Raw genomic sequence first — 17,947 nt, forward strand, 5'->3', positions numbered from 1 at the left:
AAGAAAGGCCGCGCCCTTGCACGACGCGATGTGGAGTGGGCCGTAAGGCCGAAGTGGTGGAGCAGGCTGCGCGGCTCTGCGGCCGGCTTCAGCCGAGCAAGCTGTTCAGGATTTCGACGGGGTGCGGGGTGGCGCGGCGCTCCATTTTTGCCGCCTGGGAGCGACAGGAAAAGCCCGTCGCCATGACCACGTTCTGATCGCTCATCTCGGCGACTTTGTCCTGCCAGCTCATGGCGTACAGCTTTTCGGATATGGCGCGATTGCGCACCTCATGGCCGAAAGTGCCTGCCATGCCGCAGCAGCCGACATCGGCAATATCCAGCTTGATGCCCAGTTTTTCGAATAGCGCGGACCATTGCTTGAGGGCGGCTGGCGCGTTCGTCCGCTCGGTGCAATGAGGCAGCAGCGTGAAATGCTTTTGAGACAAGGTTTGCGGCTTTGGCAATCGATCGAGATTATCAGCCAGCCATTCCTGGAGCAGCAAAACCGGTCGCTGCAACTTCGCGGCGGGCAGGGTGGCATATTCGCTGCGATACGTCAGCGTCATCGAGGGGTCGATGCCGACGAGAGGAATGCCCATCTGTGAAATACGGTCGAGATAGTCACGCGATTTCACCGCTTCTTTCTCGAAGCGGCCGAGATAACCATGCACATGCAAAGCCTTGCCGTTCCGCTGCGAAGCTGCAAGCCACGGCTTTGCGCCCATCTTCAGCATGAGCTTGAGAGAGGCCACGACAACGGCAGGGTCAAAATGAGTGGAGAAGACATCGGCAACGACGATGATCGCGCGGGCGCGTTCCTCCGATGAGAGTTCCTCCAGCCGTTTTGCAGTTGCGACCTGAACACCGAGACGCGCTGCCTCTTGTTCAAGTGAAATTGCGGGCATGGTCGGGAGCGCGGTAAGGCCGGAAAGCCGCATCAGGAATTGACCGGCACTGGAACCGGTGAGCAGGTTGTAGGCGGGTCTGAAACGCGCCATCAGGGGCAGGGTCGTTTCAATGGCGGCGACGATCGGATCCTTCAATGGTCTGAGATAACGGCCATAGTACAGTTCCAGAAACTTCGACCGGAAGGCGGGAACGCTGACCTTGACGGGACATTGGCCCGCGCAGGCCTTGCAGGCGAGGCAGGTATCCATCGCCGCCCGAACCTCATGCGAGAAATCGTCCTTGTTGGCCGGATTGACCGAATTGATCATCCGCCGGAAAAGACTGGCAAAGCCGCTTGAGCGGCGTTGGGCCTCCGCTTCGCGTCGTGGGTCGACTTGTCGCTCTGAAAGCAGGCGCAGCCACTCGCGCATCAGCGCTGCGCGTCCCTTCGGTGAGTAGCGCTTGTCGCCCGTCGCCTTGAAGGATGGGCACATTGGGCTTGCGGCATCGAAATCGAAGCAGGCGCCGTTGCCGTTGCAATAGGCAGCATTGTCGAACGCGGCGCGGATATCGTTGCCGATGATACGATCGAGATCGCCCCGCAACGGCACCTCATCGATCTTGAGGAGCGGTTTTGAAGAACCCGAGGCGATCTTGCCCGGATTAAGGCGGTCTCCAGGGTCGAAGGACCGCTTGATCTCCTGCAGGCTGGGATAGAGTTCGCCGAAATAGTCGGGAACATATTCCGAGCGCACGCCCTTGCCATGCTCTCCCCAGAGTACCCCGCCATATTTGCGGGTGAGGGCAACGACGCCGTCGCTGATTTTGCGAACGAGCGGCTGATGGTCGTCACGCGTAAGGTCGAGGGCCGGTCGCACATGCAGCACACCGGCATCCACATGGCCGAACATGCCGTAATCTAAGCCTTCTGCGTCGAGAAGGGCGCGAAACTCGCGGATATAGGCTGCAAGATGCTCCGGCGGAACTGCCGTGTCCTCGACAAACGGCACCGGCCGTACCGAGCCTTCCACGTTGCCAAGCAGGCCGACGGCACGCTTGCGCATCGACCAGATAGCCTCGATTTCGGTCCGCTCCCGAGCGACAGTATAGCCCTTGTGACGTGCCGGAGGGCCTGCATTCAGAACAGCAGTTACCTCCGCGAGTTTGCGCTCAAGCTCATCGCGATCGTCGGCCAGAATTTCCACGATGTTGATGCCGTTGGCAGAGCCTGAGGTGTCCTCCGGAAAGAAACGGGCGATGCCGGTCCAGACGATATCGCCCTTGGCAAGACCAAGCACCTTCTCGTCGACCGTCTCCACCGAGGCAACCTTCATGGCCACCAGCAACCGCGCATCCTCCAGTGCCGTGTTGAAGGCATCGTAGCGAATATTGATGAGCGCGGCCTGCGCCGGCAGCGGCAGAATATTGAGCTCTGCCTCGGCAATCATGGCAAGCGTGCCTTCGGAGCCGCAAAGGACCGCGTTGAGATCGAAGCGGCCATCCTCCCGTCTTAGATGGGCGAGGTCGTAGCCGGTCATATAGCGGTTGAGCTTGGGGAAGGTCGTCTCGATCAAATCGCGTTTGTCGCGCGCGATCCCATCGGCGACCCTGCATATCTCTCCAACGCGATCCGGTCGTGCCTTGACCTCTTCGAGAGCGAAGGTGTCGAGCGGGCGCGACCACCAGTCGCTGCCATCCGACAGTACAATGCGAAGGCCAAGAACGTGGTTGCTTGTCTTGCCGTAAAGGCAGGAACCCTGGCCGCAGGCATCCGTGGAGATCATGCCGCCGATGGTGGCGCGGTTGGAGGTGGAAAGCTCCGGTGCAAAGAACATGCCGTGGGGCTTGAGCGCCTTGTTCAGCTGGTCCTTGACGACGCCCGCTTCGACGCGGGCGATCCGCCGCACCGGATCGATCTCCAGAATGCGGTTCATGTGCCTGGAGCAATCGACCACGACGCCCGAGGTTAGCGATTGTCCGTTGGTTCCGGTGCCGCCACCGCGCGGAGCAATTGTGATGTCGGAAAAGGCCGGTTCCGACATGGCCGCTGCAATGATCTTCAGATCATCTGCGCTCTTAGGATAGAGAATGGCCGCCGGTTTGAGCTGATAGATGGAGTTGTCGGTCGAAGCGACCGTCCTTGCGCCTTCATCCATCTCCACGTCGCCGCGAAAGCCGAGTTCCGCCAGTCGGCGCGCGAAGGCGCCGATCTGCTGTTGCAAACTGTCTTTCGCCGAGACAAGGCGTGGTATCATGACGTGAAGGCTTCCGGCTTTTCATTCGACGAGTAGAGCATTTCCGCTTTTAAACAGAATTATGGAAATGCTCTATCTCTTTGTTTTCACGCAATTCCAAGCGTATGGCGGATTTGCGTTTCTGCTGGAGTTGCCATAGCGCATGATGCCGAAAAGTATAGGCGGTTTTCGGACACCATCATGCTCTACTTCTTTGATTCTGGAGCGGGTTGAGATTTCAGGTCGAGGAGACCTGAAATCTTCTGGCTCTAGCGCCGGAGAGCCGCACAGGCCTTTTCGATGCGATCAAGGGCTTCGACGAGGTCTGCTTCCGATGTCGCATAGGAAATGCGGAAGTACGGCGACAAGCCGAAGGCCGAACCTGGCACGACAGCGACATGTGCTTCGTCGAGCAGATAGGCGCAGAAGTCCGCATCCGTTGCGATGGTCTTGCCCGATGGCGTTGTCGTCCCGAGAACGCCTGCGCAGCCGGAGAATGTGTAGAAGGCGCCTTCCGGCACCAGGCAGTCCAGGCCTTCGATGGCATTCAGGCGGCCAACGACAAGGTCTCGGCGCTTCTGGAAGCTTGCCGTGCGCTCCTTGAGGAAATCCTGCGGGCCGTTCAATGCCGCAATGGCCGCCGCTTGGCTAACCGAACAGGGGCAGGACGTTGCCTGGCTCTGGATGACGGCCATCGCCTTGATCAGCGCCTTAGGTCCACCGGCATAGCCGATGCGCCAGCCGGTCATCGCATAGGCCTTGGAGACGCCGTTGACGGTCAGCGCGCGGCTCTTGAGGCGCGGCTCGATCGCGACTGGTGTCGTGAAACGGAAGCCGTCATAGACGATGTGCTCATACATGTCGTCGACCATCAGCCAGACATGCGGATGCCGCAGCATGACGTCAATCAATGGCCGGTAATCAGCTTCCGAATAGGCCGCACCCGACGGGTTGGACGGCGAATTCAGCAGCAGCCAGCGCGTCTTCGGGGTAATGGCCTTCTCGAGCTGTTCCGCCTTGAGGCGGAAGCCGGCCGCAGCATCGCATGGGATCAGCACGGGCACGCCGCCGCAGATCTCGACGATGTCGGAATAGGACGTCCAGTACGGCGTCGGGATGATGACCTCGTCGCCCGGATTGATTGATGCCATGAAGGCATTGAACAGGATCTGCTTTGCGCCGGCTGCGACCGTGATCTCGTCGACTGCGTAGTCGATGCCGTTTTCGCGCAGGAACTTTCCGGCTATCGCCTTCTTGAGCTCCGGCGAGCCGTCAAGTGCGGTGTATTTCGTCTCGCCGCGGTCGATGGCGGCCTTTGCGGCCTCCTTGACGTTGTCAGGCGTATCGAAGTCCGGCTCGCCCGCACCCAGGATGATGACGGGAAGGCCTTCGCGCTTCATCGCATTGGCGCGCGCGCCGATCTGCAGGATGGTCGACACGCCAATGGAGGCGATCCGCGAAGCGGGCTGAAAGCCCGCTTCCTCTATGGTGGTGGCGATCGTCATGGAGCTTACTCGATGTCGAAGGAAACGCCCTGTGCCAGCGGCAGGGCCTTGGAGTAGTTGACGGTATTGGTCGCCCGGCGCATGTAGGCTCTCCAGGCGTCCGAGCCGGATTCACGGCCGCCGCCGGTTTCCTTTTCGCCGCCGAATGCACCGCCGATTTCCGCGCCCGATGTGCCGATGTTGACGTTGGCGATACCGCAATCGGAACCATCGGCCGCGAGGAAGCGCTCGGATTCCTGCATGTCGCGGGTGAAGATCGAGGAGGACAGGCCGGCGGCTACCGCATTGTGGTCGTCAAGGACGGCATCGAAATCGTCATAGGGCATGACGTAGAGGATGGGTGCGAAGGTCTCTTCGAAGACCGGTCCCGCCTGCTTCGACATTTCCACGAGCGCCGGCTTGACGTAGAAGCCATCGGCATGACCGACATCGACACGTTCGCCGCCGGTCACAGAGCCGCCGTGGGACTTTGCCTCAGCAATTGCCTTCTGCATGCCGTCGAAAGCCGCCTTATCGATCAGCGGGCCGACGAGCGCGGAGGACTGCAGGGGATCGCCGACCGAGACGCTCTGGTAGGCTTTCTTCAGGCGCGGCACGAGCTGATCGTAGACGCTCTTGTGAACAAAGAGGCGACGCAGCGTCGTGCAACGCTGGCCGGCCGTGCCCATGGCGCCGAAAGCGATGGCGCGCAGTGCCATGTCCAGATCGGCCGACGGGCAGACGATGCCGGCATTGTTGCCGCCGAGTTCGAGGATGGCGCGTGCAAAGCGCTTGGCAAGCCGCGGTCCGACATCACGACCCATGCGGGTCGAGCCGGTTGCCGAGACGAGCGGCACCTTGGGATGATCGACCAGGACTTCGCCGATGACGCGGTCACCGATCAGCAGCTGCGACAGGCCTTCCGGCGCATCGCCGAAGCGCGCAAGCGCGCGGTCGAGAATTGCCTGCGAGGCGAGCGCCGTCAGCGGCGTCTTTTCAGACGGCTTCCAGACGATCGAGTCGCCGCAGATCAGGGCCAGTGCCGCATTCCACGACCAGACGGCGACCGGGAAATTGAAGGCCGAGATGATGCCGACAACGCCGAGCGGATGCCAGGTTTCCATCATGCGATGGCCCGGGCGTTCGGTGGCGATCGTCAGACCGTAGAGCTGACGGGAGAGACCGACTGCGAAATCGCAGATGTCGATCATTTCCTGCACTTCGCCGAGGCCTTCGGAACGGATCTTGCCGGCTTCGATGGAGACTAGGCGGCCGAGATCGTCCTTGGCGGCGCGAAGCTCTTCGCCGAGCAGGCGGACCAGTTCGCCGCGCTTCGGCGCCGGCACCAGGCGCCAGGCGCGGTATGCCGCATGGGCCTTCTCGATACGCTCAGCCGCTTCAGCCGCCGAAACGGTCTTGAGGTTGCCGATCTTCTCGCCGGTGACCGGAGAGTAGGACGGCATGTCGCCTTGCGTGTAGAGCGCCTTGTCGACGCCGAGCTTTTCGAGGATGGCGGCCGCTTCGGCTGCGACGGAAATGTTCTTTGCTGCGATGTTCATCTTATCAAACTCCACTTGTCTTGATCCAGGCTGCGGGCGGCACTTCCGCCGCATCGCATCACTCGGCTGCGTCTTGTTTGGACAACGCCTGCAGGCAGGCGTCGATCGATGCCTGCTCGATGCCGGCATAATGGTCGAATTCGTTCAGCACCTTCATACCGAGATCGGTTTCGAAGCGCTTCTGGTTCGGGCTTGCGACAAACTCCTGCTGCGCGCCGTCACCGAGGTTGGACTGGAAGATACCAGCGGCGCTGACGGGAAGGAAGTCTTCGTACACGATCGGATCGAACTGAACGAGGCCCTGATCGATCAATGTCTCGATGTCGCCGCGGGTGGTTGCGGCAGCTTTGCCCTTGGCCGTCAGCGAATAGGTGAAGTAACCCAGGCCCTGGGCCCGAATGGCTGACCAGTCATCGGGGAATTCTGCGAAACTCTGGGCGAGTGCGGCTTCATAGTCACGGGCATTCGACCCATCGGCCGCAGGACGCACGATCTTGCGCGAGGCATCGAGCAGCTGATCATAGAGCGCACGCCCCTTGGGTGTCAGGGCGACGCCGCGCTGCTCGATTTCGCCGAAACGCGCGGTATGCGAGCCGGTTTCCCAAACGCCATCGGCATTGCGGAAAGACACCGGCTCTTCCAGCGCCTTGAATGAAGTCTGCCGCAGCAGGATAGGGCAGGCGCGGGTCGGCGGTCCCTCGACGACGGCCTTGGGCGCAATGCCGTATTCGGGCATCAGCGACTGGACCTGATCAATGTCGAGGGTGCGCGGCGTCAGATGGTTGATATGCGGCCCCTTGAACGACACGACATCGGCGATCAGACGATGCGCGTCATGAAGGCGGTGATACATGGCAGCATCGACATTTGCTTCATCGTGCCAGCGGAAAGTCTCCAGCACTTCGCTGACGAAGCGCTGAGCATCCTCTTTGCCGAGACCGCCATCGCGCTCGGCCTTCTCGGTGAGTTCGACAGCGCCCTTGGTGAAGATCTGACGCTTCGCGAGAATCTGCGCCGATGCCTCGCGCAGCTGTTCATTGGCGATCAGATCGAGGCGCAGCAGCGAAGTGAACACGCGGAACGGATTGCGCTTCAACTCGGCATCGCCGATCGGGCGGAACGCCGTGGAGTGCACCGGCACACCCGCCGTCGAGAGATCATAATAGCCGACCGGATACATGCCCATGACTGCGAAGACGCGCGCCATCATGGCAAGTTCTGCGGCCGTTCCGAGTCGAATCGCGCCATGCCGCTCTTCGGAGATGCGATCGAGATAGTCGGTCGCCTGCAAGCGCTCTTTCAATTTAGGCTGCGCGGCCAGCGTCTCGTCGTTGACGCGGCCGACCAGCTCCATAAGCGTACCATAGGCGGGTACTTCTTCGCGGTACATCGCGGACATAGCGGCCGAAAAGGCACTGCGTATATCGCTGGTCGAGATGTGATCGGACTTCATGGTAATCTCTTCCTGAAAGGCTACATCATTCCTATCACGCAGAATATATCTTGCTGACGAGGAGGTCTTGTGAGAGAAAATCCTAACTTGATGCTGAAATGGAATGACTATGCGTCGACGCCTTATCCCCGACATCGTCAATCTTCAGGCGTTTGAGTGCGCAGCGCGCCATCAGAATTTTTCGCGCGCTGCCGAGGAGCTGAATCTGACGCAAAGTGCCGTCAGCCGTCAGATCAGCGAACTGGAGCAGCAGACCGGCTTGAAGCTTTTCGAGCGCGTGAGACAGCGCGTCGTACTTTCGGAGGCCGGACTTCGGCTGTTGCCGGAGGTCAAGGATCTGCTGCTGCGTTCGGAACGGTTGATGATTGGCGCCGTTGCGGCTGGGCAGATGAAGCTGTCGCTGAAAGTGGCGACTTTACCGACCTTCGGCACTCGCTGGCTGGTGCCGCGCCTCGGCAGATTTCTCGAAGAACATCGTGACGTCGCCGTTACCGTGGAATCGCGCTCCAAGCCTTTCAATTTCGACGAGGACAATTTCGATTTGGCCATCCACTACGGGCTGCCGGCCTGGGCCGGCGCTGTTGCGACCTTTCTTTGCAGCGAGACAGTCCTGCCTGTTGCCAGTCGGGCGCTTGCAGCTCGGCTGGATCTGCAGTCGCCGGTGGAGTTGGCCGACGCGCCGCTGCTTCACCTGACCACCCGCCCGAAGCTTTGGGCTCAATGGTTCGATCTGCAGGATCTGCCGAGTGAAAACGCCTACCCCGGCGCGCGCTTCGACCAGTTTTCCATGATTATCGCCGCAGCCATGTCCGGGCTGGGTGTGGCGCTTCTGCCCACCTATCTGATCGAGGAGGAGTTGAGCTCCGGCACTCTTCGACCCTTGTTCGATCTGCCGATGCCGACAGAGAACAGCTATTACATCGTCATGCCGGAAAAGAAGCAGACAAACGAGACGGCGACATTGTTTCAGAACTGGCTCCTGAATGAAGTTCCGCCCCGATCGCAGGCAGGCTGAATTGCGCCGCGATCGTTCGCATCTACTTCGCGCGCCTCACGCTTTTGAGCCTACGCATGTCGGTGTTGCAAGGCCGCTCGAGATCTATATGCGGCGTGCTTGAAATCGATCGATAAATTTTAAGCTTGAAATTCTTTCTTGTGGGCGTCACACATTGCTCTGTCGTGCTGCTGAATTTTCGATGTGGCGCAGGTGCAAGGTGAACTCGGGGAGGAGCAAGCCACCATGAAGACGCATCCGCTGAAGGGACCGAACCGGCTGAAGCTTGGCGTGTTCTCATCGAATGCCGATGGCGGGCTGGCGATCACCGATGTGCCCGAGCGCTGGACGGCAGGATGGCAGGACAATCTGACGGCGGCCCAGATCGCCGACCGTGCCGGTCTCGAATTTTTCCTGCCGATCGCCCGCTGGCGCGGCTTCGGCGGCAAGAACCGGGTGCGGGAATGGTCGTTCGAGACTTTCACCTGGGCCGCAGCCCTTTCCGCGGCGACCGATCGTATCGGTCTGTTCATGACGGTCCATGTGCCGCTTGTTCATCCGCTCTATGCAGCCAAATCTCTCGCCACGGTCGATCACATCAGCCAGGGACGCGCCGGGCTCAATATCGTCTGCGGTTGGAACCCGAAGGAATTCGGCATGTTCGGCGTGCCGCTGGTGGAGAAGGGTTATGACCAGGCGGCGGAATGGCTCGAGATCGTCGAAAGGCTCTATGCCTCCGACGAACCTCTGGACTACGCCGGAACCTACTACAATCTGAAGGAAGCCGTCAGCCGGCCGGCAAGCCTGCAGGCGCCGCGGCCCGTGACGATGAATGCAGCCTTCGGCGGTCCCGGCCGCGATTTCGCCGCCGGCCACTGCGACTACCTCTTCACGACGTTCACGGAGATCGCGGAGGCAGGAAAGCACGTCGCCGATATCGCCGAGCGGGCGGAAAAGAGCGGAAGGCAGGTGGGGGTCTATACCGTGTGTCACGTCGTCTGCCGCGAAACGCAGGCGGAGGCGGAGGATTACTATACCCGCTATGCCGTTACCATGGCGGATCATGCCGCCGTCGACCAGCACATGGCCGGCAAGAAGGAGTTTTCTCAGTCTCATGATCGCGACGCTTATGATCGCTATCGGCAGCGCTTTGCGGGAGGGGCAGGGAGCTATCCATTGATCGGTACGCCTCAGCGGATTGCGGACGAGATGATCGCAATCGCCGAGCAGGGCTATGCCGGCATCGCCCTGTCGTTCGTCAATTACACGCAAGAGCTTCCCTATTTCTGCGATCGGGTACTCCCGCTTCTGAAGAAAGCCGGTCTTCGGGTGGAGTGATGCGACGACCCACGCGCTGATTGCAGCGGTTTGCTCATCGGACACCGACGAATTGCCGTGCTGCCGCAACAGGCGGCAAATGTGCGCTGCAGCAAAAAACCTGAACTCAGGGGTTTACAAGCGCGGCCGTGGATGTGATCCTTTGGATGAAGGTGCTGCCTGATTTGTGGCGGCTTTGTCCTTCAATCGGATGCCTGGGCTATGGCTCCGATGCGCTTTGATTTCGGGCGCTTAACCGAACAAATCAATCCGAGGCCAGATGCGGCGTTAGCGGCGTATTCGGCTGTTGTCTTGATGCGCCCCGATGCCAGTTTTCGGGGCAAAGATAAATGGGTTTATGAATGGCTTTTGTTGCCAAGCGCGCCTTTCTGGGCGTTCTTGCAAGCGTGCTGCCGCTGTCGCAAGCCGCCAATGCCAGCGACATGATGATCTGGTCGCCGGTGAAGGTTGCGCCGCGAACCTACAAGACCACTGTCGGCTTTCGATTGCCGATGGCGTGGGATGTCAGTGCCGGCATGGATCTTGGCATCGGCGGGACGACCAATGGAACGATCGCGCGCGACAGCAGGCTCGCGACGTTCTGGGGTATGGCAGTCGATCGTCCAGGCCGTTTTTCGGGTGCCGCGCGGCGCGAGGTGGCGCTGCGGTTGGACACGGTCAACGGCGCGGGAGCTATCTGCTTCGGGCGTTCGCACGGCTGGATCGTCTCCGAAGATCTCGATATGAGCACCTCCCGCTCGTTGAACCTCAACTATACGGGCATGCGGAATGCACCGACCTTGGTCACGGCGACACAGGTGGTGACAGTTGCTGTTCCGTGGACCGGGACATCTCTATCGGCGAGCGGCAATCTCAAGCAGGTCGGCAGCATCTTCTCCAGTACGGTGTCGTTTCAGCAACCGCTTGCCCCGAACCTCAACTTTTCGGGCTCGTTCACCGATCCGCAGAGATTGACGCCGTCAGGCAATCTGCGTCTTGACTATCGCGTGAGATGGTAGCGGCCCGTCGCCTGTTTCGGCCGAGGTGCGAAAAGATCCGCGACTGCCCTCTATTTGATCGGGATGTTGGCCGAAGCAAGCTGAGATCGCAGCTTTGCTATGATGTCTTGCCGGGCTGATGTCCAGGATGAAGTAACAGTCCAATAGTCGAGCTTCAGTACTGTCTGGTCGGCGGATAAATCGTCTATATAGGCGACAGGCACAGGGGTCGTCTTGACCCGCTGATCGGATGTGACCACGTCGAGAATAGTCTTGCGCGCAAGCTCGATATCGGCACCGCTTCCGAGGGTGATCGAGAGTTCTTGGCGGCGATCCGGCTCGCGGCTGTGATTGACGATCGGCGTGTTCCAAAGCGTGGAGTTCGGTGCCATCAGGTAGAGACCATCAGCGGTTCTCATCTCCGTCGCAAAGAGACCGATGTCCTTGATGTAGCCTTTGACGTTCGTCGTTTCGATATATTCGCCGACCCGAAATGGCCGCAGGACCAGCAACATGATGCCGGCGGCAATATTCTGAAGGGTTCCTTGAAGCGCCAGGCCAACGGCGAGGCCTGCGGCGCCCAGTGTGGCGATGATCGAAGCGGTCTGGACACCAAACTGTCCGAGAACGGTGATGAATACCAGGATCAGCAGGCTGTAGTGAAGGACGTTCTGGAAGAAGCTTGCCAGCGTTTCGTCGATGCCCCGGATGCGCGAGATGACGCGATAAGCTGCGCGGCTGACGACGCCCGCAAGAATCCAGCCACCGATCAGGAGGATGATCGCACCGAGGATCGAAAAACCGTATTGAACTGCAAGTGCGGAGGCCTGATCCAGGGCCGTGCGGGTGGCAGTGACAACGCTGGTCGCTTGATCTTCCATATAAAAACTCCGTGTTTCCGCATGGCCAAATGAAAGCCAGCGGGCTTTTGTTCCCGCTTGACGGCTATTTCGCGGCTAGCCGCCCAATCTCTAGCAGGGACAGAAATGCTGGGCGTCGCCGTCAGGCGCCATGCTTTGCCTGATGCGTACCCACCTTGGCCGCCGCGGCATGATGAGCCTTCTTGTGTTCGTACATTCCAAGATCGGCCCGCTTCACGGTGGCTTCGATGGTCTCGCCATCTTGGCTGGTGGCCACCCCGACGGCAATGCTGAGCGGCGCGCTGGAATAGAACTGGTTGTTGATCTTCAGCAGTTCGTTGATGGTTTCCACCATGGCCGCCGCCGCGATTTCATCGGCTCCCGGCATGAGGACGGCAAATTCATCGCCGCCGATCCTGGCGGCATGATTTGGCTGGGATACAACGCTGGAAAGCACTTCTCCCATACGCCGCAGCAGGGAGTCGCCAGCATCGTGCCCGCTCTCGTCATTGGCCTCCTTTAGGCCGTTGAGATCGATGATGATGGCGGAGACCGGCCGCAAGGATTTGCGTTCCAACCTGTTGATCTCGTCCATGTAGAAGGCGCGATTATAGAGCCTGGTGAGGACATCGTGCTTGCCGAGATATTCGAGATAGGCCTCGGCCTTCTTGCGCGCGGTAATATCCGTCAGCGCGACCTGGACCAGCGACCAGTCATGTTCGTGGCCCGGGAAAACGGAAAACTGCAGCAAAACGTGCCGTTCGGAGCCATCGAGAGCATAATTCAGCACTTCGCGCTGATGGAAGAGCCGCTCGTTCCAAAGTTCCAGCAGCTGACCGCGGAAATGCTTTTCCATGTCGTTGCGGAAGACTTCGCCGATCCGCTGGTGCAAGGTCTGGCGGTCCGGCGCGCAGAACAGATCCAGGGTCGCCTGATTGACGTCGAGTACGCTGATCTCGCTCATGCATTGCTGCACGAATTCCGGATGCACGTCGAGGAAAACCTGAAAGTCGATGATGCCGCGCTTGCGGATGTCGTCGAGCAAAATCTTGATGCGGCTGAAGTCCTCAACCCAGAGCGATACCGGCGAATGTTCGAACATTCCCTCGGCGTAGCGGCGCAGGCGTTCTTCCTCGCGCCGTGCTTCCTCGCGCGCCGTCACGTCTTCGGTGGTCAGCAGCAGGCGGTCCCAGGAGGTCTCGTGGCCAGGCAGTATGACGGCGCGCAGCTGGATATCCAGTCTGCGACCACCCAGCGCGTAGTTGATCGCCGTGCTCGAAAACTCCGTCTTTCCCTCCCATAGCGCCACCAGCTCGTTGACATGGCTCTGCAGCATCTCGCCGCGGAAGATATTGGAAAGTCCGCCAACCAGCGCCTCGAAAGATGGCGCTTCGAACAATTCCAGGGCTTTTGCGTTGACGGCGAGGACGCGGATCTTTTGCGAACAGGTAGCGACGCGACGCAGATCCGCAACCAGGAAGGAGCGCAGATCCGTGACCCCTTCGCTCCGCCAGAGTTCCAATTGCTCTTTGACGCCGCTGAAGTCCTCCAGCCACATGGCAACGGGGGCGAGATCGAATACGGTGGAACTAAGATCCTGGGCGTTCATCATGATTCCCTACGCCGGTTATAAAGGCGAAATGCAAAACACAGGGACCGGCGGTTCGCTAAATGCTGCTTAGCGAATATTTGTAAAACTTGCGTTGATACCGGTTGATTGGTCAAGTCAGGCGGTTGTTTAAAGACTATTTTCAATTCATTCTTGTTGAAACTGTGCTCAAAATGGCTCTTGGGCCACGCCTGTATCCGTCATGCTTTTAGAAACCGCTCGAAAGCTTCCAGGGTTTTCTCGCTGACGTGATGTTCGATACCTTCGGCATCGTTTCTCGCGGTGTCGGGATCGACGCCCAGGCGGCAGAGGACGGCTTCCACGACCTGATGCCGCCGCCGCGTGGCCATAGCCAGACGATGTCCTTCCTCAGTCAGGAAAACGCCGCGGTAAGGGCGCTGGGTAATCAGGTTTTCTTCGGCCAGCCGCTTGAGCATTTTGGCGACGGTGGGCTGAGTTACCCCCAGCCGCTGCGCGATATCCGTCTGGCGCGCCTCGCCGGCATGTTCTATCAGATCGGCGATCAGCTCGACGTAGTCTTCCATGAGCTCCGTACGCCGGTCATCGCGGCTTTTCTGAAAGGCCTCGACATGCGTCTCGACTTCCGTGGATGCGAGGCGGCTTTCCGGGGTAGCGGGTGGTTTCGTCAAGGCGGCTTGCCCTCATGAGATTAAGAGTCGTGTAATGACGTTTAGCCTCGACTATAAATAATTCAACTGCGTTATGAAACTCCGCTCTCAGATCCCCAGATATGGGGATCAACCGTTGCTGAGCCCGGGGATTGGAATGCCGAACGTCTGGAGAAGCAGGATCGCGTTCAGGCAGAGAATGACGATGGTGCCCACGATGGCAGCAATATCGGTCACTCGACCGTTGGCGAAATTGCCCATGATGGCGCGGTTTCGGGTGAACAAGACGAGCGCGATCATCGGAATGGGCAGCGCGAAGGAGAGCACGACCTGGCTATAGACGAGCGCTTCGGTGGTGTTGACGCCCATGAGGACGACCACGAACGCCGGCAGCATCGTCACCAGCCGACGAAGCCAGACCGGGATACGGAAGCCGACGAAGCCTTGCATGATCATTTGCCCGGCCATGGTGCCTACCGCCGAAGACGAGATGCCGGAGGCCATGAGGGAGATCAGGAAGATGCTTGCCGCCGCTCCACCGAGCAGGGGCGTAAGGGTGTGATAGGCGGTTTCGATCTCTGCGACGTCTGAGTGGCCCGAGTGGAAGGCGGCCGATGCCATGATCACCATGGCCATATTCACGGCACCAGCGACGGCGAGCGCTATCACGCATTCCCAATTGGAAAAGAATACGAGCTTGCGGCGCTCGCTATCGTTTCGCCCCGGAGCGCGGTGCTGGGTCAGGCCGGAGTGCAGATAGACCGCATGCGGCATGACAGTCGCGCCGATGATGCCGACCGCGATGGTCAGGGCGGTAGAATCCGGGATCGAGGGTAGGACCGTGCCAAGAGCCGCCTGACCCCAGGCGACAGGCGCGATGAACATCTCAAGGAGATAGCAAAGGCTGATGATGGCAACGAGGCCACCGATGACCAGCTCCATGGGTCTAAAGCCGCGTTTCTCCATCAGCAACACACCATAGGTCACAACAGCCGTAACGGCCATGCCGGCGATGAGAGGCATCTGGAAGAGGAGCGACAGGCCGATCGCACCGCCCAGGAATTCGGCGAGATCCGTCGCCATCGCCGCGACTTCACTGATGACCCACATTGTATAGCGAATGGGAGCCGAGAACTCGTCACGACAGAGCTCGGCAAGATTGCGGCCGGTGACGATTCCGAGCTTTGCCGAGAGTGCCTGGAAGAGCATGGCAATGAGGTTTGCGACTAAGACCACCCATAGCAGTGAATAGCCATAGCCGGAGCCTGCCTGGATATTTGTCGCGAAATTGCCGGGATCCATATAGGCGATGGAGGCCATAACCGCCGGGCCTGCGAAAAGAAGGGTCGATCTGAACCCTCGGCGCCTGCCGGCCAAAACTTCGCGAATCTGCGTATCGGTACGTTCCGACAGGGTTTGCCGGGCAATCGAGTCTGTCATGGGGCTTCTCCAGCTCGTTGTAAAAAATATAGCTCAGGCTAAATTTATGTCAACAAGCCATTATTGAGAGTTGCTGCTAATCCTCGGCCTCGGCCTCGGCCTCGGCGACGGGAGAGGGGATGCATGGTCGGGGCGCGCGGATCGGATTTCCGGCGTTCTGTCGATACGAATAGAAGGAATGATTTTAGGTTGATGCGGAATACAGTATGTGTATCCCTGCTAGAGTTGTTCTCTCAAAGAATAGCATCTAAAAGTATAGTTTTGTTTCTGCTTAATTCTGATATGTATCGTGAAAATTGAGTTGTTTTCTTCGGTGCAATTTTTAATTCGCAAGATTTTATTGTTGCAATATTGAATTTTCCTCATAATTAAATTTATGTAACATTTAATTATATTAACGGTTTTATCAGCCTGTTATGTTTTTGTCGGTCTGCAGCGCTATCGGCGGTGAGCAGGACGCTCTTCATCTGCGATTCTCCCGATCCCAAAGCAGGCAATCATCGGCGCGGGCGCACTCTGCGGCGTGCACGCGATTGCAGGCTCTTCACCAAGAGCAGGCACATCATGTCATTTCTCCAGAATGCCAAAATCAGGACGAAGGTACTTTCCATAATGATTCCGATCTGCCTGATCGGAATTGCAGGCGTTCTCGTCGTATCCAGCCAATATAGGGACAGCGTTTCCACCTACTCGAACTTCATTTCAAAGGATGAAGCGGCGGCCGTGGAGATGTCGAGAGCCAGCCAGCGGGTGACGGCACTGAGCTACAACGCCTATCAGATCCTCGTCTACAGTACCAAAGACCCGGAAATGGTGAAGTTCTCGAAGAACTATCAGGAGAATAGACAAGGCCTGCTCGACCGCTTTACCGCCGTCAAGCGTCTGATACCTGCCCAGGCGGATGCCGTGGACAGGCTGGCGGCAAAGGCGAATGACATTATTGCGCTGACCGATCAGGCGGTGAAGGCCGGACTGGTGGACGATAACGATACCGCCACCAAATTGCTGAAGCAGGCCGACCCGCTGATAGATGACGAGGCTCTGGCAGTCGGCCAGTGGCTGGATACCTTCAATGCGAATATCGATGCCAAGAGCGATATGCTGGATCAACGGGCGACCAGCACCATCATTGATACGCTCATAGTACTTGGTATCGTCATCGCCGGGGCGATCCTGATCGCCATTCTTGTGTCCGCCCGCGGGATTACAGCGCCCATCGAACGGCTGCGCGCCCGCATGGCGTCTCTTGCCGATGGCAACACCGACGAGCAGATCTCTGGGATCGGGCGTCGCGACGAAGTCGGCCAAATGGCTGCAGCCGTCGCGGTGTTCCGCGACAATGCCATCGAGCGCATTCGCCTGGAGCAGGAAACCGCCGCCGGCCGAAGCCTTTCGGAAAAGGAACGGCTCGAACGCGAAGCACAGAAGGCGAAGGATGCCGCAGATACTCAGTTCGCCGTTGACGGTCTGGCAGGGGGCCTTGCCGAGCTTTCGAACGGCAATGTGGCCTATCGCATCGAGAAGCCTTTCGTTGCTCATCTCGACCAATTGAGAGCCGACTTCAACGCCTCCATGACGAAGCTTGAGGAGACGCTGCGGGCAGTCGGCCAGGGCGGGCAGGCTATTGCGGCCGGTGCCAGCCAGATTCGCTCAGCGGCCGACGATCTCTCCAAGCGTACCGAGCAGCAGGCAGCCTCCGTCGAGGAGACAGCGGCTGCACTCGAAGAGATCACCACCACGGTCAAGGATTCCACCCGGCGGGCGGAAGAGGCGAGTTCATTGGTCGGCCGCGCCCGTATCGGCGCCGAGAAGTCCGGCGAAGTCATGCGCGAGGCCATTGCCGCGATGGAGGCAATCTCGAAGTCATCGAGCGAGATCAGCAACATTATCGGCGTCATCGACGATATTGCATTTCAGACCAATCTTCTCGCCCTCAATGCCGGTGTCGAAGCCGCTCGTGCGGGCGAAGCCGGCAAGGGGTTTGCGGTCGTCGCCCAGGAGGTGCGCGAACTCGCCCAGCGCTCCGCCAAAGCAGCCAAGGAGATCAAGGCTTTGATTTCGACTTCGGGCCAGCAGGTCGACAGCGGCGTCAATCTAGTCACCAGAACAGGGCAATCGCTCCAGCAGATCGTGCGCGAGGTGGAGGAAATCGACGGCAATGTCCGCGCCATCGTCGAAGCCGCACGCGAGCAGGCGACCGGGTTGCAGGAGATCAACACCGCCGTCAACACCATCGATCAGGGAACACAGCAGAATGCCGCGATGGTGGAGGAATCCACGGCCGCTAGCTACAGCCTGGCAAAGGAAGTGACCGCCTTGAACGAGTTGCTTGGGCAGTTCGCCCTTCAGACAGGCCGCAGCCAGGCTCGGCCTGCTGCTGTTACGGAGCAGTCGAGCCCTGCTGCTTCGCCGGCCCGCTCCCTGAGAGCAAGGATCACCGGAGCCTTCTCGGGCTCCAGTGCGGCGACCGCGGCTGCCGCATCGTGGGAAGAATTTTGATG

12 protein-coding genes are annotated in these 17,947 nt (G+C 59.4%); 4 read left to right on the top strand and 8 right to left on the bottom strand.

What is annotated here, in order from left to right:
• Positions 1-88: 88 nt before the first annotated feature.
• From ACIQJ2_RS06780 to ACIQJ2_RS06795, 4 genes are all read right to left on the bottom strand, one after another.
• Entirely contained in the window at positions 89-3,124 is a 3,036-nt protein-coding gene (locus ACIQJ2_RS06780) for an FAD-binding and (Fe-S)-binding domain-containing protein (RefSeq protein WP_400668061.1), read from the bottom strand.
• 248 nt (positions 3,125-3,372) lie between these two features.
• Positions 3,373-4,608, bottom strand: a complete 1,236-nt coding sequence (locus ACIQJ2_RS06785) for a pyridoxal phosphate-dependent aminotransferase (RefSeq protein WP_400668063.1) — start codon at positions 4,606-4,608, stop codon at positions 3,373-3,375.
• A 5-nt stretch (positions 4,609-4,613) separates the two neighbouring features.
• The gene (locus ACIQJ2_RS06790) at positions 4,614-6,146 is read right to left on the bottom strand and encodes an aldehyde dehydrogenase family protein (RefSeq protein WP_199144222.1); all 1,533 of its coding nucleotides are present in this window, start codon (positions 6,144-6,146) and stop codon (positions 4,614-4,616) included.
• A gap of 58 nt (positions 6,147-6,204) precedes the next feature.
• Positions 6,205-7,599 (bottom strand): VOC family protein, encoded by a 1,395-nt coding sequence (locus tag ACIQJ2_RS06795; protein WP_400668066.1) that lies wholly within the window; start codon positions 7,597-7,599, stop codon positions 6,205-6,207.
• Between the two features lie 103 nt (positions 7,600-7,702).
• Between ACIQJ2_RS06795 and ACIQJ2_RS06800 the strand changes: the two genes are divergently transcribed.
• From ACIQJ2_RS06800 to ACIQJ2_RS06810, 3 genes are all read left to right on the top strand, one after another.
• The gene (locus tag ACIQJ2_RS06800; RefSeq protein WP_199144217.1) at positions 7,703-8,614 is read left to right on the top strand and encodes a LysR family transcriptional regulator; all 912 of its coding nucleotides are present in this window, start codon (positions 7,703-7,705) and stop codon (positions 8,612-8,614) included.
• A gap of 225 nt (positions 8,615-8,839) precedes the next feature.
• Positions 8,840-9,931: an LLM class flavin-dependent oxidoreductase gene (locus ACIQJ2_RS06805; RefSeq protein WP_400668070.1), complete on the top strand. Its 1,092-nt coding sequence runs from the start codon at positions 8,840-8,842 to the stop codon at positions 9,929-9,931.
• Positions 9,932-10,272: 341 nt separating this feature from the next.
• Entirely contained in the window at positions 10,273-10,929 is a 657-nt protein-coding gene (locus tag ACIQJ2_RS06810; RefSeq protein ID WP_400668073.1) for a hypothetical protein, read from the top strand.
• Positions 10,930-10,979: 50 nt separating this feature from the next.
• Here ACIQJ2_RS06810 and ACIQJ2_RS06815 read toward each other — a convergent pair whose 3' ends face one another.
• The 4 genes from ACIQJ2_RS06815 to ACIQJ2_RS06830 form a co-directional block, all read right to left on the bottom strand.
• Positions 10,980-11,789, bottom strand: a complete 810-nt coding sequence (locus tag ACIQJ2_RS06815; RefSeq protein ID WP_400668076.1) for a mechanosensitive ion channel family protein — start codon at positions 11,787-11,789, stop codon at positions 10,980-10,982.
• A 121-nt stretch (positions 11,790-11,910) separates the two neighbouring features.
• Positions 11,911-13,377 (bottom strand): diguanylate cyclase domain-containing protein, encoded by a 1,467-nt coding sequence (locus ACIQJ2_RS06820; RefSeq protein WP_400746471.1) that lies wholly within the window; start codon positions 13,375-13,377, stop codon positions 11,911-11,913.
• 200 nt (positions 13,378-13,577) lie between these two features.
• Positions 13,578-14,027: a manganese-binding transcriptional regulator MntR gene (gene mntR, locus ACIQJ2_RS06825; protein WP_199144200.1), complete on the bottom strand. Its 450-nt coding sequence runs from the start codon at positions 14,025-14,027 to the stop codon at positions 13,578-13,580.
• Between the two features lie 108 nt (positions 14,028-14,135).
• Positions 14,136-15,446, bottom strand: coding sequence for an Nramp family divalent metal transporter (locus ACIQJ2_RS06830; RefSeq protein ID WP_400668083.1), 1,311 nt, complete (start codon positions 15,444-15,446; stop codon positions 14,136-14,138).
• 564 nt (positions 15,447-16,010) lie between these two features.
• Here ACIQJ2_RS06830 and ACIQJ2_RS06835 point away from each other — a divergent pair.
• Positions 16,011-17,945 carry a methyl-accepting chemotaxis protein gene (locus ACIQJ2_RS06835; protein WP_400668086.1) on the top strand — a complete coding sequence of 645 codons (1,935 nt, stop codon included), beginning with the start codon at positions 16,011-16,013 and terminating at the stop codon, positions 17,943-17,945.
• Positions 17,946-17,947: the final 2 nt, after the last annotated feature.

The organism is Rhizobium sp. NPDC092011, assembly GCF_044756305.1.
GTDB lineage: Bacteria > Pseudomonadota > Alphaproteobacteria > Rhizobiales > Rhizobiaceae > Rhizobium.